12 protein-coding genes are annotated in these 22,731 nt (G+C 39.8%); 1 reads left to right on the forward strand and 11 read right to left on the reverse strand.

The genetic code is table 11. The features are described from left to right. Nucleotides 1-48: 48 nt before the first annotated feature. The 8 genes from AC6F34_RS10720 to xylF form a co-directional block, all read right to left on the reverse strand. Nucleotides 49-9,153: a carboxypeptidase regulatory-like domain-containing protein gene (locus AC6F34_RS10720; RefSeq protein WP_500771896.1), complete on the reverse strand. Its 9,105-nt coding sequence runs from the start codon at nucleotides 9,151-9,153 to the stop codon at nucleotides 49-51. Between the two features lie 218 nt (nucleotides 9,154-9,371). Then, a complete protein-coding gene (locus AC6F34_RS10725) occupies nucleotides 9,372-10,418 on the reverse strand; it encodes an aldose epimerase family protein (protein ID WP_500771898.1) in 1,047 nt (348 codons plus the stop codon). A gap of 12 nt (nucleotides 10,419-10,430) precedes the next feature. Continuing rightward, the gene (locus AC6F34_RS10730) at nucleotides 10,431-11,423 is read right to left on the reverse strand and encodes a Gfo/Idh/MocA family protein (RefSeq protein WP_500771900.1); all 993 of its coding nucleotides are present in this window, start codon (nucleotides 11,421-11,423) and stop codon (nucleotides 10,431-10,433) included. Between the two features lie 14 nt (nucleotides 11,424-11,437). Next, the gene (gene xylB, locus AC6F34_RS10735) at nucleotides 11,438-12,946 is read right to left on the reverse strand and encodes a xylulokinase (protein WP_500771902.1); all 1,509 of its coding nucleotides are present in this window, start codon (nucleotides 12,944-12,946) and stop codon (nucleotides 11,438-11,440) included. Between the two features lie 67 nt (nucleotides 12,947-13,013). After that, nucleotides 13,014-14,336 carry a xylose isomerase gene (gene xylA, locus AC6F34_RS10740; protein WP_500771904.1) on the reverse strand — a complete coding sequence of 441 codons (1,323 nt, stop codon included), beginning with the start codon at nucleotides 14,334-14,336 and terminating at the stop codon, nucleotides 13,014-13,016. A gap of 21 nt (nucleotides 14,337-14,357) precedes the next feature. Next, a complete protein-coding gene (locus tag AC6F34_RS10745) occupies nucleotides 14,358-15,524 on the reverse strand; it encodes a sugar ABC transporter permease (RefSeq protein ID WP_500771906.1) in 1,167 nt (388 codons plus the stop codon). Further along, a complete protein-coding gene (locus AC6F34_RS10750) occupies nucleotides 15,517-17,040 on the reverse strand; it encodes a xylose ABC transporter ATP-binding protein (protein ID WP_500771908.1) in 1,524 nt (507 codons plus the stop codon). Before AC6F34_RS10750 ends, AC6F34_RS10745 begins: the two co-directional genes overlap by 8 nt. 491 nt (nucleotides 17,041-17,531) lie before the next feature. Beyond that, nucleotides 17,532-18,605 carry a D-xylose ABC transporter substrate-binding protein gene (gene xylF, locus AC6F34_RS10755; protein WP_500771910.1) on the reverse strand — a complete coding sequence of 358 codons (1,074 nt, stop codon included), beginning with the start codon at nucleotides 18,603-18,605 and terminating at the stop codon, nucleotides 17,532-17,534. 136 nt (nucleotides 18,606-18,741) lie between these two features. Between xylF and AC6F34_RS10760 the strand changes: the two genes are divergently transcribed. Then, a complete protein-coding gene (locus tag AC6F34_RS10760; RefSeq protein WP_500771912.1) occupies nucleotides 18,742-19,911 on the forward strand; it encodes an ROK family protein in 1,170 nt (389 codons plus the stop codon). Between the two features lie 40 nt (nucleotides 19,912-19,951). Here the strand turns inward: AC6F34_RS10760 and kynA are convergent, their stop codons facing one another. The 3 genes from kynA to kynU are packed head-to-tail and all read right to left on the reverse strand — an operon-like array spanning nucleotide 19,952 to nucleotide 22,719. Further along, nucleotides 19,952-20,803 (reverse strand): tryptophan 2,3-dioxygenase, encoded by an 852-nt coding sequence (gene kynA / locus AC6F34_RS10765; RefSeq protein ID WP_500771914.1) that lies wholly within the window; start codon nucleotides 20,801-20,803, stop codon nucleotides 19,952-19,954. Continuing rightward, nucleotides 20,796-21,446, reverse strand: a complete 651-nt coding sequence (gene kynB, locus AC6F34_RS10770) for an arylformamidase (RefSeq protein WP_500771916.1) — start codon at nucleotides 21,444-21,446, stop codon at nucleotides 20,796-20,798. The genes kynA and kynB overlap by 8 nt, the downstream gene beginning before the upstream one ends. Before the next feature lies 1 nt (nucleotide 21,447). Beyond that, entirely contained in the window at nucleotides 21,448-22,719 is a 1,272-nt protein-coding gene (gene kynU, locus AC6F34_RS10775) for a kynureninase (protein WP_500771918.1), read from the reverse strand. Nucleotides 22,720-22,731 lie beyond the last annotated feature (12 nt).

Raw genomic sequence — 22,731 nt, forward strand, 5'->3', positions numbered from 1 at the left:
TTCTGTTGGTTTTTAAATTCCCTCTAAAATTATGTCGTCAAATCCAACTTACGATGATATTGGGATTCCTGGGTTGACTGGTGGCACACCAGGATTCTGTGATTTTGGCAATACTTCTATACTTAATGGGAATCTAGTTCTCGTTGTCCCTACGCTGTTTTTCGCCTCGGCATGTAACTGATAGCGACCAACCGGAAGCTCCAGAGTGACTGTGAAGACTCCGTATTCATCAGAGATCGCTTCTCCGATTGTTTCTTCTCCTTTAATAATGCTCACCTCAGTATCAGCGCTGGTATAGCCTGATACCTCTACCTCACCTTCTAGAATCTTTAATGATTTATCTTTCCAGACAGGTTCGTTTGGTAATACACCAATTGCTTCCTTCGCCCATTCAACAGATTGAACAAAGACTCTTTTTCCTTCTTCCGTCCACCCCCTGCTTGGACCGACCATATTATTAACAGAGAAAGCGGATAGAAGGAGATGAACATGATTTTCGCTTCTAAATTCAAAGCCGATTGATGTTCCTTTTTCTTCACCATCCACTTGTAACGAACCAACTTCCATTCCATCATAATCTTTGAATGTTGCATACGGGCTTTGTTCAGCTAGAATCGTAATTGCATCTTCTTCAAAACCAGTGAAAATTGGATGAGAGGAGTCGTTTATTATTAATTCAACCGAGCCTTCCCCATAGCTTTGCTGATCACGACTTACTTGCCCTGTTGCTTTTCCTAACAATGGTATCGAGCCACTTTCTGCTCCCCAAGTATCTAAAAACACTAGGCTGATTTCATGCTCGTCACTCCGAGTAATTAATTGTTCCATATTTTCTACTGTGCCTTTCCCATCGTTTACAATAATCACTTCATACAAGTCGATATGATCGAGTATACTCCAATCAACCTGCTCTGCTGCCAACTCTGATTCATTAAGGAGATTGCTTATTTCTTCATTAAAGTCACCAAGTACAGCAATATTGTAGGTTGTCATATTAATGTTCAATTGCTGATGTTCTCCTGCTACAATTACGACTTCCCTCGTAATAGGTTGATAACCATCTTTCGTAAAAGTCACTTCGTATGGACCGGCGATTAAATCGTTCAATTCATAGGAACCAGCATTATCTGTTGTAGTCGTTCTCACAAAATTGTGTTCAAGATTCACAACCGATACGTCCACCTCTAGTAGTCCTGCCGAAGATCCTTGTTCAATCACCTGCCCGTATAGGGTCATATTCTCTAATGCCGTTAACTCGAAATTTGCTTCAACAGCTTCACCGACATCTGACACTTCTATTTCTCGTTCTGTCGACTCATATCCTATCGCATCAACTGTAATGTTATACACACCGACTCCTATGCCTAATACATATCTTCCTTGATCATTCGTTCTGACTTGCAGATCATCAATAGAAACGATTGCTCCTTGAATCGGTTCACCTGCTTCATTCGTTACCGACCCGTATATTTCTCCTTGAGATGCAGTTAATGCCCAATCAAGTGTGTTTACATAAATTTGTTTTCCATCTTCCGTCCAACGAGTTTCGGGGCTTCCATAAGTTCCAACAGCAAAGGAACTTAATAACACGTGGACATGGGCACTTGAGCGGAAATCAAATGCTAACCCAGAACCAATTCTTCCTCTTTCATCATGAACTAAGTCAGCAATCGTTGTACCGCTATATTGCTCGAAAGTACTGTATTGCTGATTGCCCGTTCCATTCGTTAAGACAGAAATGGATTCTCCTTGCTCATATCCGTTGAATATTGGATGGTTCTCCTTCACTTCATAAGCAATTGTTCTTGGGACATAACCCGTAGACACTGTTGCTGGATTTCCGACATAATCGCGTAATTCTGTGATTGGTCCAGTACCGAGTTGACTAGTAAATACTATGCTCACTTTCGCTTCATCCGCTGCAGCAAGAAACTCTTCATATTGTGTTCGATTGTTGTTTGAAAAGGAATCATTCAAAAGAATTACACCAAATTCATTCATCCTTTCTTTCAACGCCTCTTGTTGATTTCGCTCAAATCCAGTCACCTCAAACCCATTCTCTTCTAAAAACGGAATGAGTCGATTTTGATTGGCGGTTGTTGCAACTAACGCAATTTCTTGTGATGGCAGTAGATGAACTTGTACCGTGGACGTATCATTTTCGCTCACTTCAACTTGCACTACTTCTGGCTTGTATCCTGTTGCTGTGATTCGTAGTGAATAATTTCCTTCTGGTAAAACAAGCTCAAATGCGCCATTCTCATTTGTCGTCACTCTATTGCCTGTACCGATCGCTTCAATAACTGCTCCTGCAACTAAGTCGCCAGTTCCGTCAGCTCGGATTTCTCCATTTACAATACCTATTTGCTCAGATTGCATCACAAACATCATGTCATCAATTTGACCATTCACAACTTCTATCGTTTGATTCACATTCGTATGACCAAATGCATCAATCTGGAGCTGATACGTCCCACCTGGCAGCCCTAAAAAGAATCGACCGTTTTCATCCGTACGGACGATATCACCAGTTTCTACAACGGTTACCGTACCTTGAACTGAATGATCGTTTTGATTTTTTAATTGGCCATAAATCTCACCAGCATAGCTCTCCTCATGATCGATCGCCCATAAAAGCGAATTCCTCAACAACTGCTTTCGATTCTCATCAAAGTTTTGATGAGTTGGATGGAAGTTATGACCTATCGTCATATTTCCTAATAACAATTCAACACTATCCGTCGTTCTTCCTTTCGAGGCAATTACAGGAATATCTTCGTCTAATGCTGAATTTGACATCATCGCAAGTGTCGTACCATTGTAACCAGCAAATCCGTAATAATATCCGGATGCATGAGTGATCTCAAAAGTTTCATCGATTCCTTCAAAAACTGGGTGCTCTACGATTGTTTCGATCGTAGACGTTCGATCCCCAGTACCTCGATATTCAATTTCTGGATTATTCTTATAATCAACCATATAACGAATGCTACCCCGTCCACCATGCTGCCCTGTCCAAATGACCGAGGTTTTCGTCTCATCTAACGCTGTAATAAAAGCATTAAAGGTTGCTTCATCTGGAATTAAGCTATTATTATAGTCTGAATTCGCATATACGACATCGACCTCTGCAAGTGCCTCCAAATCATCATAGAAAATCGATCGAGTATAAAAGCCCAATGACTCTAAGTAGGTTGCTAGAGTCGTTGAATTGCTTACTTGTGAATCTACGATAATACCGACTGTAGGCGATGATCTCATATCAAGATTCAATCTCACAATTCCGTTTGCTTCTACTGTCACAGTCCGCGTTTCTACTAAATAGTCTTCTTTCATAAACTTCAATTCATAATTACCTGGCTCAATAACTTCTAGACGATAGTTCCCTTGGGCATTTGTCATAACTTCCCGAGGATAACCACTTAATTCAACAGAAACTCCTTCAACAGAGTCTATGGAAAGCTTATTATTGACACTTCCTTCAATTGCACCAACATTGTCTTTTTCCGCTAGCTCAATTGTGAACGATTCCATTCCATCTTCGATTTCAATTTGGTTTGATACCTCCGCATATCCAAATGCGCGAACAGCTAGAGTGGCTTCACCCTCAATCGCCGCTAAACTAAATGAGCCATCTTCTTTATTCGTAAAGGTTGAGACGATTGAATCATTGATTCTCACCTCTACATCCGCTTCAATTGGCTGCCCATATTCATCAGTAACAATTCCCTCTACTAGAGGAAATTCTTCATAAGCAGACCAAAGGAGCGCCTCAATAAATAAATCAACCCCGTCCTCTGTATAGTCACTCCCATAATGCTCTAAACCAACTGCGTGTCCGCTCATTAACAGCTCTAAGCTACCTGCCGTGCGAGGCTTATATGCAACTCCTAATCCGTGTGGTTTAGGTGATTCGGCGTGCTGTACATCTGCTAATGGAAATCCACTATATCCATCGAAAGTCGAAACTCTACTTCCATTCGGTGATAAAATCTCAATTACATCACCAACCTGCCTGTTGGCAAAGAGCGGATGTTCCTCTTTTACAATATATTGAGCTGCACTTGTACGAGTGTTTAAGCGTTCACGAGTTTCAGGATCGCTACGGTATTGATTTAAATAATGTACACCACCTGTATTGAAAAACAAATCTCCGTAGATGACACTGACTTCGTGTTCATCCGTTGCTTTTACAAAGTCTATGAAGTCGGATTCTGATAGGCTCGATTGTGAGTTAAAGAAGACAACATCGTACCTTTCACTATCTTCCAAAAATGCTGCTGTTGTTGGATAATTTTCTGCATGAATATTTCTCGCTCCGAAAAGATCTCTTAGTTTGTCATTTCCAGTCGTGCGATCACCGATTATTGCTACATTCGGTGTAGGATGAAGCGCTTGATGATAAATTTGCGACTCTCCTGTAAGCTCAATGGAAGTTTGATTGGATACATACTCACTATGGTCAAAAATCAAAGTATAGGCTGCTGAGTCTAAACTCGTAAACTCGTATCCTCCATTCATTGTTGTCTCAACTTCAGTTACAAGCTCGCTTTCAGCAGTAAATAATTGAACATTTACTCCTTCAATTGGTTGCCCTGTTAGTGCATTTGTAACTCTACCGGAAATCATGCCGTCATTTGCTGAACCCATGACTAAGTCCAAGGAAATTGGCTCTCCATATACGAATTCCACTTCTTGACGGATTGTTTCATACCCATTCTTTCTGAATTCAGCTGTGTATAATCCTTCATCATGAAAAAATCCAAACTTTCCATCTTTCGTAAGAACGGAAACTCCAGTTTCTACTATCGACATTTGCACCTCTAAAGCTTCACCACTTGAATCAGTTACTGTTCCACTTAGTTCTCCGAACGTTAAGTCATCCATTAAATAATTCAAACTGTTCTTAATAAGATTGATTTGACCTTGTAACCAGTTTTGAGTGGGGTTGTTCCATGATGAAGTCGTACCTGTTGAGAGAAGAATATGAGCACTATTAGGCGTTACAGCTTTATACGCCAACCCACTTCCTATCTCACCAGAATGCTGACTTGTTACAGTCGTAAGAATTCTACCTGAGTATCCTTGAAAAGCAGATGCTGCTCCATTTGATACTAACGGAATTCGATCTCCTCTATTAAAACCTTCTAATATTGGATGTTCACTCACAACTTGTGCGGTCAAATTCGTGTTGCGATTATTTCCCCAATAAGAGCTAGGGTTATTGAAATGTGACACCAAATCTTTTATCGATCCATAGTTCGGACCCCATGTATCTGCAAAAAATAGACTCACTTCATGCTCTTTAGCCTTATCTAGTAACGCTTGTACTTCTTCCTTAGATGGTTTCCATCCACCAGATAAATACGCTCCATTCAAATAAACAACCTGATATTTTTCAAGTACGTCTAGAATACCTTCCCATTGTCTTTCTTCTGCTCGTATTCCATTTTGCTCTAAAACCTTTGTCAATGTTCCCTCGTAATCATTTAGGACAGCAACATCAATTGGCTGAAGCTTAGCAATCCATTCCGTTTTTTCTCCTTCACGAACATGAATCGTTGTTGTATTGCTAACATATCCCGCGGCAGTAATTACAACCTCGTATTTACCAGCATGAATGTCCGTAAAAGCAAACCGTCCTTCTGTATTTGTTGAGGTTTTCAGAGGAGAATCTACTACCGTTACTTCAGCATTCTCCACGGCTTCCCCACTTCTTGCATCAATGATTTGTCCAATAAATTCTCCCATCCCCACTGGCTCTAAAACAAACGTCTCCTCAACTGAAATTCCTGAAACGAAATGATATGGTTTCTCTATTTGACTATAGCCATAGCTTCCAATCCTCAGATTGTACTTACCAGGCTGTAAAGTGACTGCAAACTTACCCATTTCATCCGCTTGAATCGATTCTTCATTTTCTATTATTCTTACATATCCTTCTAAAATGTCATCAACCTGACTCTTTACTAATCCGTTCAGCACACCCGGTGCAGAAAAAAGACTAATCGCCGATTGCGATGCAACTACTACCTGCCCGGCTAGAATTGCTGGAACACTAGATGATGAGCTTGGCAACGACCATTGGCGTAAGATTTCCCCTGTGAAAAGATCAACTGCTTTTAAGGTCGCTGTGCTATCTCCAATAAAATACACTCCATTGCTAGAAACAGCACCATTATTAACGGAAGTACTCACCTGTTTATTTTCCCAAATCAATTCACCCGTATGGCGGTTAAACCCTTTTAATGCGGAAGTTGAAGACGATGGAGTGACTAGAATATCATCATAAACGACAGGGGCAGCAGCTTGTGTGTCTCCTATACCGCCTTTATGCCAAATTTCCTCCCCAGTATTCGCTTGAATTGCCCAAAGATAACCTGTTTGGGAAAAGTCTGTTGTAAATGCATAAACGATATCATCAACGATAACAGGAAAAGAAGCAAACCCTTGTCCAGTATGCGGCACAGTAAACGACCATTGCTCGCTTCCATCATCCTTTGAAAGAGCATAGAGCGTTCGTTCTTCCATATTGCCAATGAATAAACTGTCCTCATTACTGCTTGCACCAAAGTAAGTTGCTCCAGCTATTGTTTTTCTCCATAACTCATTTCCTGACTCTGCTTCAAGAGCAATGATAGCGGTTGTGTTTGTAACATTTGAACTTACATATACAATACCGTTATCATATAAAGGTGCCTCATAAACAACGGCTTGATTTAATGCCTTTTGCCAAAGAATATTGCCTGTATCTAGATCCAATGCATACAAACGCTGATCACTACCGCCTGCAACAAAGACGACTCCACCTGCAATCGTTGGAGTAGAGCGATTCATTGCCCCAGTGGAGAACGTCCATTTTTCTTCTCCATTCTGTATATCAAACGCATGGACTCTTCCTGTATCTGTTGTTACGACAATTGTATTATCTCCTACTACTGGTGAGGAAAATAAAATATTCCCTCTAACGTCAATCTGGCTCTTTTGTAGAAGATGAACGACTGAAATATCCTCATTCGATAGAGCATTTCTAGTCTTTTGATTATTAGCAGTATGCCAGCCCTCTTGCGACTTTCGATTCGTTTGTTCAACAGCAATCTGTAAGTCTTGATCACGGTCTACTATAATCTCTACAACCTTGCGATTGATTGCCGATCCGGTTACCGAAAGAGAGTACTTTCCTTCTGGTATCCCTTTTATCGTAAAGGTACCATTACGATCTGTTCGTAAAATAGACAGCGGGGTGTCTTGTAACGTCACATGTAAATGAGGTATCGGTTCACCGTCCATGGTTACAACACCTGATAGATTATGAGATTGAGCTTTTACAAGTGACCTATTAATTTCGATAGAGTCTCCCTTGATGATTGTAATCTTCTCAGTCATTTCTTCATAACCAAACGAGTCAATACTTAGGTCATGTGTACCCTCTCGAACCTTAAACGAGAATTCTCCGTTCTCATTAGTGGTAAGCTCTATATTCTCTCTTTTTATTTCTATTGTGGAGACGATTGGATTTCCTTCTTTATCGACGACTCTTCCTGTCACCTCTCCTGCATATGCGGCCTCCGTTACAGCCTGATAAATGTTAACAATCCCATTACCATATAAGTCATTTGGTAGAACCCCCATATGTCCTTCAACTCTAGTCGTGCTTTTTAGGAATTCCTTAATCTCTTCAATTGTTAAAGTAGGATTTGCTTCTAGTAAAAGTGCAATGGCACCAGCTACATGTGGTGTTGCCATTGATGTACCACTGATCGTATGATAACGATTTCCTGGCCAAGCAGAATAAATAGATTGCCCTGGTGCTGAAACGTCCGGCTTAAGCAAACGGACACCATCCCAAATGACGGGCCCCCTACTTGAAAAGCTAGCGATTTGATCAGCATTTGTCGTTGCACCAATCGTAAACGACTGTGGAAAACTCCCAGGTGAACCGATTGTCGACGCACCAGGACCATCATTCCCAGCTGCAAACAAAGGAAAAATCCCAGCCGCAGCCCATGCTTCTACTCCTTCTAAGAAATCAGTGTTATACGTGTTTGAATTTCCCCACGAATTGTTAACAACATGTGGGGCCTTACTCGGATCTCCTCCAGGTGCCATGAACCATTGAAAGGCTTGATGAATTCCAGAAGTTGTAGCAGACCCTTGATCATTAAATATTTTCGCTGCAATCCATTCTGCACCTGGAGCTACTCCTATTGGTTCACCAGAACCTCCCCCAACTGCTGTACCTGCTACGTGTGTTCCATGTCCATTTCCATCACGCGGTGTAGCGTACCGATTGGAAGAGAAATCTGCCCAAGAGTATGTATGATTTCCATCTCTTCCGCGATAGTTATGCTTTAATGCATCATGACTTGCCTCTACCCCAGTATCCATAATTCCAACAACAATACCGTTTCCATTCAATCCATAGGTGCCCCATACATTTGGAGCATAGATCTTTTCAAGTCCCCACTCAGGTAATCTTGGTTTAGATTCATTTAAGTCATATTCCGGTAAATTATATATTTCATCCATTACAATTTTTTCAATATCTTCACGTTCCTGTAATTTACTGTAAGCGTCTTTTGTGACGGTTGTTGCGATACCATTAATGATCCATAATGATTCAATTCGCTCGACTTGTCCTTGATGCTGCATCATTTGAAGCTCGCCTACTATTTTTTCCTGTGATTGTTTTGAAATTGATTTCAATTCATTTTGAACAGCTTCAATACGCTCTGATCGATCCTGAATGGTCGAAGCGTTCTGAATGACTTGTTCCCTTTCTTTTGTTGTCACGTTTTTCATATGAATGATAACATCCACTTTTTGATTCTTTTCTAACTCAGCTACAATTCTTTCATCCGATTTCTCTATAAAACCAGGTTGTTCCTTTTCTTCTGCTTCATGATTGTTTATGTTGTCATTTAAATCATCGTCAAGCCTTGGCAAACCATCTTTAGCTTTCGATTGCCACTCTTTTTCGTGCTCATTTAATGCATTACTTCGTTCTAGCTCCTTTTCGAGTTGTAATTGTTCTTCTAATGGAGGCATTTCAAGTGGTGGGTATCCTTCTTGTGCAGATGCTAAATGTGGTGTAAATGTTGATATGACGAGCAAAACAATTAAAAACATCGATGAAAGCCGTCGATTTTTCATACTTGTCCCCCTTTATTTGTACAAAAATTCATAATATTCATACAAAAGGTATCATTAACAAAATTGGAACACAATGGGACTGAGTAGAAGTGATTCTTTATCACTATCAAAACAGTGCTAAGGAAATAGATTCTCTCTTACGGAATAGGTCTTTTTAACGTTAGAAAATCTTCCATAAAAACCAAATAGCCAAAGTCATAAAGGACCTTGGCTATTTATTATCCATATGTCTCAAATTGATACTCGACTATTTTTGAATAGATGTCTTCTTTTTCTAATATTGGCGAAGCAAAATGGGGATGATTTGATGAGTCTGGAAATCCTTGTGTTTCTAAGCAAACCCCTAAGTAGTTTTCAGCTTTCTTCTCTTTAAACTTGTATTCACCGGCTAGCTTATTGCCGCTGTATACAATGACACAAGGATCGCTCGTTGTCACTCGCATCCTTCTACCACTTTTATCATCTTCTAATAGGATGACGGACTTTTCTTGGCACAATACAAGAGGATGATCATAGCCATTATGAACGAGAAGGTTCTGTTCATCACTAGAAAAAACGCCCTCATTTATCTTTCGACCACTTCTAAAATCAAATACTGTTCCATCGACAGATCTTTCTTCACCAGTTGGCAAATACTCTTCGTCTAAAACGAGGAATGTTTCACTTGGAATTGTAAGTGAATGATTTAAAATGGACTCTTTTGCATTCCCTGACAAATTGAAATAACTATGGTTCGTCACATTTAACAATGTAGGCTGATCAGTGCTCGCACTATATTCAATTGCCAATTTATTTTGTTCATTTAAAGTGAATGTCACTTGCATGATCAAATTTCCTGGGAATCCTTGTTCACCATCTATACTTAATCGTGTAAATTGAACAGATGCTTCCTTCTCCTTTTCTATGACACTTCCTCTCCATACTGCATTATGAAACCCTTTCTTGCCACCATGGAGATGATGCCTACCTTCATTTTGATCCAATTGGTGCGTCTTTCCTTCAAGCTTGATTACACCATTACGAATCCTCCCGGCATGTCTACCTATTGTTGCTCCTACAAACGAATTATTATAGAAGTACTCTTCTAATGAATCAAAGCCTAGTACAATGTTTTCTAAATGACCAGATCGATCCGGGGTGATGATTTCCGTAATAATACAACCATAGCTCAAACAAGAAAAACTTACCCCATTTTCATTTTCAATTTTGTATTGATAAACTAGTTCATTGTATAGCCAACCAAATTCCTTCTTTTGCACTTTCATCTTTTCACACGCCTAACTTAACAAGACACGCTGCGATGTTTCAGTAGACTCGTAGCAAGCTTCGATGACTTTCATATTAAGCGTTGCAGAGGATCCTGGATAAATAGGGCGCTCATGCTGAATAACCATTTTAGCGAAGTGGTCGACTTCTAATCTATAAATATCCCCTAACAGCTTTTCATTTCTAGTCGTTCTATTCGTTTGTAGAATAACTTCGCCAACCCCACCATTCCGGTCTGGGCGGAAAGCATATGGAACTTTTATCACACCTTTTGTACCGACTATCTCGTACTCATTTCGATCGATTCTATCAAAACTGCAATCAATGATGGCTTCTATACCATCTGGCATTTCTAAATGAATAATAGAAGATGTATCAACTCCTGATGCCTCATCATTTATCGAGTGAGCAAGAACTGACGTTGGTTCTTTTTGCAATACTGTTCTTAATGCATGTATGGAATAGCAGCCAACATCATAAATCGCTCCTCCCCCCATCTCTTTGTTCATTCGAATATCGCCAGCACGGTCGGTAAAAAGAAAAGAATGACTAGATTTAAATAATTTTACCTCACCTATTTCACCAGATTGGATGATTTCACGCACTCTGTCATGCTGTGGGTGAAATTGATACATAAATGCTTCCATAAAATGCACCTGATGCTTCTCGCAAATTTGAATCATCTTCTCTGTTTCTGTTGCAGTAATTGCAGCCGGCTTTTCACATAAAACATGCTTTCCCTTCATAGCTGCCTTCTCTACCCACTCATAGTGCATATGATTCGGAAGTGGAATGTAAACCGCATCAATCTCTTGATCATCTAATAACTCTTCATAGGTTTCATACGCTGTTGGAATTTGATGAAGCTTTGCCACATCATGTACTTTCGGCCCTCTGCTTGCAATCGCATGAACCTCTCCGACTTGTGATCTTCTGATTGCAGGAATGAGCTCCGTCTGAGCAATATTTGCCGTACTCATAATCCCCCATTTCAACTTTCTCATCACTATTCCTCCCTCTATCTACTCATGTCTCGAAATACTTGCAGCTCTTTACTCAAGTCTTTCGTTTGTACATAAACTTGTTGATACAAGTTGAAGAGATGCGCATATTTCTTCACATTTTCTTCAATTGGTTTATACACTTTTTTCTCAGAAACAAAAACAGCAGCACACTCATCAAACGTTTCAAACCAGCCAACTCCAACTGCGGCAATCATCGCTGCTCCTACACCAGGCCCTTGCTCACTATTCAATTGAATGATATTCGCATTAAATACATCTGCCTGAATTTGCAACCATGTTTCATTTTTCGCTCCTCCACCGATGGAGACGATTGAATCAATTTGCTTCCCGTTTTCTCTGAAAATATGGATCGAGTCATTTAGAGAAAACGTAATTCCTTCAATTGTCGCCCGAACAAATTCTTGTATAGTGTGGGAAGAATCCATTCCAATGAAGCTACCACGGATTGTTGCGTCCGCATACGGAGTTCGCTCACCTACAAGGTATGGTGCAAACAGCAATCCTCTTGACCCAATAGGTACGCCCTCTAATCCTGCTAAAAGCTCATCAAAAGATTGTTCGTTTGCAAAAGTATTCTTGAACCACGTAAGACTGTAGCCTGCTGCTAACGTGACACCCATAGTGTAATAAGCAGCTTCCTTTCCATGATTAAAGTAATGCACCTTCCCTTCAAAGTCTAGGTCTTTACTTTCTTCATAAGAAAGAACAACGCCTGAAGTACCAATACTGCATAAAGAAGTGCCTTCCTTGATCACGCCAGCTCCGATAGCTCCACAAGCATTGTCTGCTCCACCAGCAAATACTCTCGTTTCAATTGCTAACCCTGTTTCCAACGAGAAGCTCTCACTGATCGCTCCACAATCTTGATGTGATTGAACAAGAGGTGGACATAATGTGCTCTTCACACCAACAAGGTCACAAATCTCCGTGCTCCATCTCTCTTCAGCCATATCAAGTAGCAGCGTTCCGGCAGCATCTGAGTAATCCATGCCTACATGACCACAAATTTTGAAACGCACATAATCCTTTGGCAATAAAAACGTTGCCGCTCTTTCGAAGATGGAAGGTTCGTTTTCCTTAACCCACAAAATTTTTGGCAGAGTGAACCCTTCTAATGCAGGATTTTTCGCAATTCTGAGCAAGTTTTCTTTTCCGACCTTTGAATATATGTCTTCACATTGCTTGGAAGTTCTTGTATCATTCCAAAGAATCGCTCTACGCAAGACTTCTTGATTTTCATCTAGTAAAACAAGTCCATGCATTTGACCTGAAAAACTTATTCCTTTGATTTGTGAGGCTTCTCCCTGAAACCGTCGAACAAGCTCGTTTAACGCTTCTGTCGTTTTTTCCACCCAATCTTGTGGATTTTGTTCACTATACCCTGACCTTTCTTGATACAATGGATACTCTTTTGATACTTCGCCAACGACCTCTCCTTGCTGACTCATCAATAGAACCTTAACAGCGCTTGTGCCTAAATCAATTCCAACTACATATTCCATCTTATCCACCTCTTCTTGTAGAAAAAGGATATACCACAAAAAAACATTGGTATATCCTTTTTACGTTTTACTTCGTGATTGTCGTTAATAAATATTGATTTATTTTTGCTCTCAACAGCTCTGTTCTACCAGAAGCCACTTCAATCGTTGATTGATTTAATGCGTATTTTTCAAGTGAATGAAAGTCTGCTACTCCGTCAACAATTTCTTTTCCTATACCTGTATCAAAGCTGCTATAGCGTTCTGCGATGAATTGATCTAACACCCCATCATCAATAAGCTTCTGCGCAACTTTGAATCCAATTGCGAATGCATCCATTCCTGCAATATGAGCATAGAAAAGATCATCGGTGTCAAAGGATGTTCTTCTCACCTTTGCGTCAAAGTTTAATCCGCCTTTACCTAATCCACCATTCTTTAGAATTTCATACATTGCTAGAGTAGTTGAATATAAATCTGTTGGGAATTCATCTGTGTCCCACCCTAATAACGGATCACCTTGGTTAGCATCCACTGATCCAAGCATGCCATTAATTCTTGCAACTCTTAATTCATGTTCAAATGTATGACCTGCTAATGTTGCATGATTCGCTTCAATATTGAACTTGAATGAATCTTGTAAGTTGTATTTTTGTAAGAAAGCCATGCTAGTTGCTACATCAAAATCATATTGATGCTTTGTTGGCTCCTTCGGCTTCGGCTCGATTAAGAATTGTCCGTCATAACCAATTTCTTTTGCATACGCAACGGCCATATGAAAGAATCTAGCTAAATTGTCTTGTTCTAGCTTCATATCTGTATTTAATAACGTTTCATAGCCTTCTCTGCCACCCCAGAATACATAGTTTTCTGCGCCTAAATCCTTCGCAATTTCCAACCCTTTTTTCACCTTTGCAGCAGCATGAGCAAAGACATCAGCGTTAGCCGCAGTCGCTGCTCCATGTTGGAAGCGCTGATGGTTAAACATATTGGCTGTATTCCATAACAGCTTAGTACGACTCGTTTTCATATAATCTTTAATCATCTCAGTAATCACATCTAAGTTGTTAAACGTTTCTGCTAATGTATTTCCTTCTGGTGCAACATCCACATCATGAAAGCAGAAATAAGGAGCGTTGATTTTTTCATAAAATTCGAATGATGCTTCTACTCTTGCCTTTGCTAAATCCAAACCAGATAGGCGGTCCCATGGGCGCTGCATAGTTGAGCTTCCAAAAGGATCTCCTCCATCCATCGTAAACGTATGCCAATATGCGATGGCAAAACGCAATTGTTCTTCCATCGTTTTTCCGTTTATGATTTCATTAGGGTTGTAATATTTAAAAGAAAATGGGTTTGTCGACTGTGAACCTTCATATTGAATTTGATTTATATTTGTAAAATACGCCATCGTTTCCATCCCCCAGATGTTTTATTTTTTGTTAGCTATGTCAATCCAAACTGCAAAAATTAAAATTAATCCCTTTACGATATATTGCCAAAAAGCTTCAATATTCATCATGCTCATTCCATTGTCTATACTTGCCATAATTAAGGCACCTATTAGTGCACCAACGATTTTCCCTCGTCCACCTGCGAGGCTTGTACCGCCGATTACACAGGCTGCGATTGCATCTAATTCATACATATTTCCCGCGTTCACTGTTGCTGCGTTTAATCTACTTGTTAATAGCACGCCAGCAACACCAGCCAAGCCGCCCATTGTGATGAATACCCATAGCGTATTCTTCTTAATATTAATTCCCGATAATGCCGCAGCTTCGTGATTGCCACCTAAAGCATAAACAGACCGACCAAAAGCTGTTTTATTCGAGATAAAAATAAAGATTCCTGCAAGAAAAACTACGATTAAAATTGGTACTGGAATCCCCATGTAACGATTTAACATATATGTGAATAGCAAGATAAAGAAAGCATATAAACCAACTTTACTATAATCAATCACTGGTGATACTAGCATAAGTCCAAGGTTCTTCCTATTTTTCCTGTTGTAAATCGTCCAGCCAATCAATAATACAATGCTAATGATCGCAAGACTGTAGCCTGGAATATACGGCAAATAGCTATTCCCAATTTGCTTAAATTGATCATCCATTGGCGCAACGGTTTGCCCGTTACTGAGCCCAATCAATATTCCTCTAAAGATGAGCATCCCACCTAATGTGACAATAAATGCCGGTACGGCTCGATAAGCAACCCACCAGCCTTGCCATAAACCAAGCAGCATTCCGACAGCAATGGCCACAATAACAACTGAAAACGTGCTCCATCCGTGCCACACTTGTAATATTGCCGCTACTCCACCAGTTAACCCTACGAGCGATCCAACAGATAGATCAATATGTCCTGCGACAATGATTAAAGTCATTCCAATTGCCAATACTGCAATAACAGACATTTGTGTAAATAAGTTTGATAGGTTCCTAGAGGAAATAAATTCTCCTCCCGTAAACACAGTGAAGATCACTGCAATCAATATTAAGGCAATGATTAAAGTGTAGGCTTGTAAATCCAGTTTAAAGGTGAGTTTTCGATTTTTCGCTTTCTCGTCATCTTCGGCCGAAAACTGCTTATTCATGAACCTTCCCTCCCGTTGCACACATCATAATTTTCTCTTGTGTTGCCTCTTCTCTTAAGAATTCCCCTGTAATTTCCCCTTCTGCCATAACTAGAATTCGATCGGACATTCCCATTACTTCAGGCAATTCGGAGGAGATTAGAATGATTCCTACTCCTTCTTTGACAAGTTCATTCATAATTTTATATATTTCATACTTTGCACCAACATCAATTCCTCTTGTTGGTTCGTCCAAGATTAATATTTTTGGATTCGTTAATAGCCATTTGCTTAAAACGACCTTTTGTTGGTTCCCACCACTAAGCTTACCTACGAGAGCTTCTAAATTCGGTGCCTTAAGCTTCATCTTCTTAGCTAATTCATCAGCTTTTTGAAACTCTAGTGCATCATCGATCACTTTTAATTTCATTACTTTATTCAATGCAGCTAATGTAGAATTCTGCGTAATATTCATTCCTAATACAAGGCCATATCGCTTGCGATCCTCAGAGACATAGGCAAGTCCTGCCTTAATCGCTTCATAAGGAGATTGAATAGACACTTTTTTGCCATCAATCATAACTGAGCCTTGTTTTTTTCCAGTTGATCCGCCAAATAAGCTGACAAACAATTCAGTTCTGCCAGCTCCCATTAAGCCAGACACCCCTAGTATTTCTCCTTTTCTTAAATAAAAGGATGCATTACCGATTACATCGTTGCCACGTTCATCCGCAACATTGTAATTTTCAACCTCGAGTATTTTCTCATCGCTAATCGGATGTTTCTCATATGGAAAAAGCTCGGTTAACTCTCTTCCTACCATTTTTGAAATAATTGATTGTTCATCCAACTCATGTATTGAATCAGTACTAATTGTCTTCCCATCACGTAGAACGGTCACAGTATCCGCTAGTTCAATCACTTCACCTAGCTTATGTGATATATAAATGCATGTAACACCTCTTCTTCGTAATTCGTTTAATAAACCAATTAATACATCAACATCACTCTCAGTTAATGCAGCTGTTGGCTCATCTAAAATCAAAATGTCGGTTTTCTTTGTCAACGCTTTTGCAATTTCAATTAACTGTTGCTTTCCGACCGTTAACTCTTTTACTTTTATTTGTGGATCGATTAGTAAACCAACTTGTTCTAGCATCTTCTGTGCTTGAACATATATTTCATTCCAATTAATCACCTTCGCACGCATGAGATCATGACCTAAAAACAGATTTTCAGCGATACTCATCTCTTCTACTAAGGCAAGCTCTTGATAAATAATGCCAACACCTGCATCCTGAGACTCTTTGATTGTTTTGAATTGAGCGGATTTCCCGTCAATATAAATTTCACCTTCAAATGTTCCAGCTGGGTAAACACCACTTAAAATTTTCATCAACGTTGACTTACCAGCACCATTTTCTCCACAAAGAGCATGAATCTCTCCCTTCTTCACAGAAAAAGTCACCTGATCCAAAGCTAAAACACCTGGAAACTTCTTTGTAATACCTGACATTTGCAATGCATACTCACTCATTCACATACCCACCACCTTATTAGAAAAGTGCAAGACGACTGTTTAGACCCGACAAGCATAAGACGAAGACCGTAGGAAATCCTGATTTCTGTAGGGCTTTGGCTTATGACCTCGAGGGGCTAGTCGTCTGAAACTAGACAATTCGAAAAGTGCAAGACGACTGTTTAGACCCGACAAGCATAAGACGAAGACCGTAGGAAATCCTGATTTCTGTAGGGCTTTGGCTTATGACCTCGAGGGGCTAGTCGTCTGAAACTAGACAATTCGAAAAGTGCAAGACGACTGTTTAGACCCGACAAGCATAAGACGAAGACCGTAGGAAATCCTGATTTCTGTAGGGCTTTGGCTTATGACCTCGAGGGGCTAGTCGTCTGAAACTAGACAATTCGAAAAGTGCAAGACGACTGTTTAGACCCGACAAGCATAAGACACTTCTCACTCGTTTTTTCTAAACAGCAGGAAGCAAGTGCTTCCTGCCTGTCAATCATATTTTATGGCTTAGACGGTCTTTCACCTTCAGGCACATTTCGATATACATCGTCATAAGAATGGAACCCGTCGGCAATAACTGTATCTAATAAATTGTCCTTGCCAACTTTAATAGGATCAAGCTTGATAAACGGGACGTCAACTTTTCCGTTATTCACAGTATCCTCTGTACCAATCGATTCTTCTTTTCCTAATGCAACTGCTACCTCTGCGCTTTTTTCAGCAATGGCTTGAATTGGCTTATAAACCGTCATTGTTTGTAACCCTTCAGCAATTCTCTGTACTCCGGCTAAATCCGCATCCTGTCCAGAAATCACAACCTTACCAGCTAACCCTTGTGCTTCCAAAGCTTGAATTGCTCCTCCAGCTGTATTATCGTTTGATGCGACTACAGCATCAATTTCATTTCTCGTTGCAGTCAATGCATTCTCCATAATTTTTAATGCTTCATTTGCATCCCAGTTTCTTGCCCACTGATCTCCAACGATTTCTATGGAACCGCTATCAATTAATGGCTGGATGATATTCATTTGTCCTTCCCTAAACATCTTTGCATTATTATCTGTTGGAGATCCTCCCATTAAGAAGTACTTCCCGGAAGGAACTTGCTCGACTAAAAATTCCGCCTGCATCTCCCCTACACGGACATTATCAAAAGATACATACGCATCAACATCTGATCCATTAATTAATCGGTCATATGCAAGTACAGGTACTCCTTCTGATTTTGCTTGATCAACAACTGTTGATAGTGCATCAGAGTTAATTGCAATAATGACAAGCACATCAATGTTTTGAGACAACATATTTTGAATTTGTGATACTTGGCTTGCTTCGTCTCCATTAGCAGACTGAACAATTACCTCTGCACCTAACTCTTCTGCTTTAGCAACAAAAAAATCTCGATCATGCTGCCAACGCTCAAGTGTTAAATCTGATACAGACAAACCAATTCTTAATTTTTCTTCACTTCCTTCTGAACTTGCCCCATCGCTTGAATCTTGCCCGCAAGCAGCTAGAATAAGAACAAATAAACCAATCAAAACTACTTTAAGAAAGCCCTTACATTTCTTCAAATGAATTACCCCCTTTTGAATTTTCAAATTATTCCTTCAAAAAAGAGTTTATCATCATAAACTTAGTTTGTCTAGATAATAAACTAAGTTTTATTGTATAATTATTCTAAATACTAGGTCAGGAAAGAGGGAGTTTATGAGTAAGTCAACTACTTGGAATCACCAAGTCGTAAAAATGAAAAACAAAGAAATGGTCTTAAACGAAATTTATCAGTATTCTCCTATTTCTAGAGCTGACATTGCTCAGAGACTAGGATTAAATAAAGCTACGGTATCTTCTCTCGTAAACGATTTAGTGGAAGATGAACTTCTATTGGAATTAGGCCCAGGGGAATCTAGCGGGGGCAGAAGGCCCGTCATGCTCCTATTTAATGAAAAGGCAGGCTTCGCTATTGGCATTGATATCGGTGTCAACTACTTACTAGGGATTGTAACTGACCTGTATGGGGAAGTCGTTCTTGAGAAGAAAGAATTCATAGACAACACTGAGTATGATCAAGTTTTTCACCGTGTTGTTCAGATGATTCATGCCTTAATCCACGATACACCACAAAGCAAGAATGGTATTGTAGGTATTGGTGTTGGAGTACCTGGGGTTGTCAGTTCTGAGGGGATAGTCTTAACCGCACCCAATTTGAAGTGGACAAACGTTGATTTAAAATCCTCACTTGAGGCTAAATTCGATTATGATATTTTCATTGAAAACGAGTCAAACGCGGGGGCTTTAGGTGAAAAAAGATTTGGAGCCGGTAGAAATCATGATTCGATCTTATACGTAAGCCTAGGGATCGGAATTGGTTCTGGCATTATTATCAATAACCTCTTACATCGAGGAATCAAAGGGTATGCTGGTGAAAGTGGCCATATGACCATCGATGCATTCGGAAAAGATTGCCAATGTGGCAATAAGGGCTGCTGGGAGGCATATGCTTCTGAAATGGCGTTACTAAAGGAAAGCAAACAGCTGGGACTACCTACTGCCTCCTTGGAAGAATTAATTTCACTTGCTGAGCAAGGGAATAAACACGCAATAGATCTTTTTCAAAAAAATGCTTCTTATATTGGTATAGGGATTACAAATTTAATTAAAATTTTCAATCCTCAACAGGTGATTATCGGAAATCGAATGGTACAAGCAAAATCCTTGATCGAAAAACAAATAGCTGAAAGTATACAAACCCAAACCATGTCATTTTTCCATCCTGAATTAGAAGTAACCTTCTCGGAATTAAAAACATATTCAGCTGCAATTGGTGTTGCCGCATTTTCAATTGATTCATTTCTAGAAAAATCAACGGAAAATTAAGTACGTAAGGGTGAACTTGAAAGTTCACCCTTACTCGATTTTATAGCTCTGTACGAATGGTCCAAAGTTCTGGGAAGAATTGTTGGTCTAACACTTTCTTTAAATAGTGCACACCTGAAGACCCACCTGTGCCCGATTTCATCCCAATAATCCTTTCAACTGTTTTCATATGACGGAATCGCCACTGCTGTAACCAATCCTCAATATCAATCAACTTTTCTGCAAGTTCATAAAGCTCCCAATATTGATCGGTATTACGATAAACTTCTAGCCAAGCAGCTTTAACAGACTCACTGCTTATATATGTTTTTGTCACATCTCGGTTTAAGACAGCTTGATCTATTTCAATACCTGCTCTTTGAAGGGCTGCAATAGCCACATCGTATAGACCTGGCTCTTTATATGCTTTTTCCAGCTCTTGATGAAGTGCTTCATCTTTTTCATAAATTTTCAACACATGAGCCGTCTTATAGCCTAAAGCAAATTCAATCATTCGATATTGATACGATTGAAATCCAGAAGCTTGACCCAATGAATCACGGAATTCAATATACTCTGAAGGAGTCATCGTTGCTAGTACATCCCAGGCTTGTATGATTTGTGATTGTGTTTTTGAAACCCTCGCTAAACGTTTTTGGGCAGAAGATAAATCATCTCGATTAATACAGTCAATCGCAGCACGTAATTCATGTAAGATCAGTTTCATCCACAGCTCACTTACTTGATGAATGATGATAAAAAGCATTTCATCATGATGGCCTGAGAGCCTCTTTTGTGCTGAAAGGATATGATCCAATTGCAAATATTCCCCATAGGTCATGTTGTTTACAAAATCCGTATGGATGTTTTTCTCATCTGTTGTTGCATTTCTCATATCTTTGTTGTCATTCATCATGATCTCCCCCTTCTAATTTACGGATGACTGCACGCACCGGACTTCCGTCTCCCTCTTTTATTGGCAGCGGAAGGGCAATCAATTCATACTCGCCTTCCTCCACTCCATCAAGGACAATGTTTTCTAATATACAGATATTAGACTTAAATAAGGCATGATGAATCGGTAAGTCCTTGCTATCAAGTGCATCCACTGAAGGCACATCGACGCCGATTAATGTAACGCCTAATTCATGCAAATAGGTAACTGCTTCCACTGTTAAAATTGGAATAGCTTGTGGAAACTTGTTTACGTCTCTATTTGTACTTGTTTTTATTAATAGCCTTTCGGTTTTTGCTAAGTGTAAAGAGCTAAGTACTTCTTTTGTAATAACAGCCTCGTTTGTAACATCGATCACCAAAGCAGTCCCAATAAACCGATCAATCTCTAAATCTAGAATCCTCTTCCCATCATCATCAAAGTGAAATGGAGCATCGACATGTGTACCTGTATGAAGGCTTGTTGTTATTTTTCCTATATTTACAGATCCAGTTTGTGCTTTAGAAAACGCAGTTACATAATGAAACGGCGTATCTCCTGGCCAATGGGCAATCTCATTTGTTAAAGGCTGTGAAATATCGATCCATTTTCCATTGCCCATCTTAAGCGACCACTCCTCGTTTGTTTTCGTATTTCTTATACAACTCATTTTCCATAATTTTCTTCATTCTTTGCACAGCTTGCCATACATCCTCATACGAGTTATATAAAGCTACCGGTGCCAACCTAATTCCATTTGGCGTTCTATAATCAGGAATGACATTTTCTGCTTTTAGTGCTTGGCAAATTCTTGCCGCTTCTTTATGTTCTAGATAAACATGGCCACCACGCTTCTCCTCTTCCCTAGGATTACGAATTGTAAAGCCATGCGCACTCAGCTCATGCTCGATTAGTTCCATCAAGTAGTTTGTTAACTTTAAAGATTTTTGACGAATCTTCTCAATCCCTATTTCTTCAAATAAAGAAAGCGCTCCAATTAATGGGGCCATGCTTAATATATTCGGAGTCCCTATTTGATATGCACCTGCATGATTCGCTGGTGTCAATGTATGCTCCATGTCGAATTGTTTCTGCTTATCAGAACTGAACCAACCTGTAATTCCTGGAATATTGCCAAAGTGTCGGCTATTAACAAAAAGCCCTCCAGTACTACCTGGCCCACCATTTACATGCTTATAATTGCACCAAAACGCAAAATCAACATCCCACTCACTTAATCTATGTGGAATAGCCCCTACGGAATGGCATAAATCAAACCCTATTAAGATTCCTAGTTTATGTGCTTCAGCCGTTAAGGTTTTCATATTTAATATTTGACCGCTTCTATAGAGCACGCTCGGCAGAACGATCAAAGCGACATCCTCTGCCATCTCCGCAATTAAATCCTCTTCCTTCAACGTGTGACCATCCTTGCTTTTCACACGAATGAGATGTTCAGCTGGATCAATTCCTTTTAATTGCATCTGGCTTTGTAGTGCATATATATCACTTGGAAAATTCAACTCGTCCGCAATGATTTTAACTTTATTACCTTGCGGATGGTAAAAAGATGCAACAAGTTGATGCAAGTTCACAGTTGTTGACCCTGTCACAATAATTTCCTCATTTTTTGCACCAACAAGAGGTGCCATCTGTTCACTTAGGGATTCCGCCAAATAAAACCATGGATGCTCACCATTAGTCCAACCATCAATCCCAAATTGCTTCCATGAATCAAGCACCTTGAGTAACGATTCTTCTGCACGTTTAGATAACAAGCCTAACGAATTACCATCCAAATAAATTTGCTCTTCGTGAAGATAAAACTCTTGTCGATACCTTGCTAGCTCATCCGTTTTATCAAAGCTAAGTGCTTCCTCTATCGTCCATTTCATTACGAATCACCT

Source organism: Niallia sp. CD-39 (genome assembly GCF_059874745.1).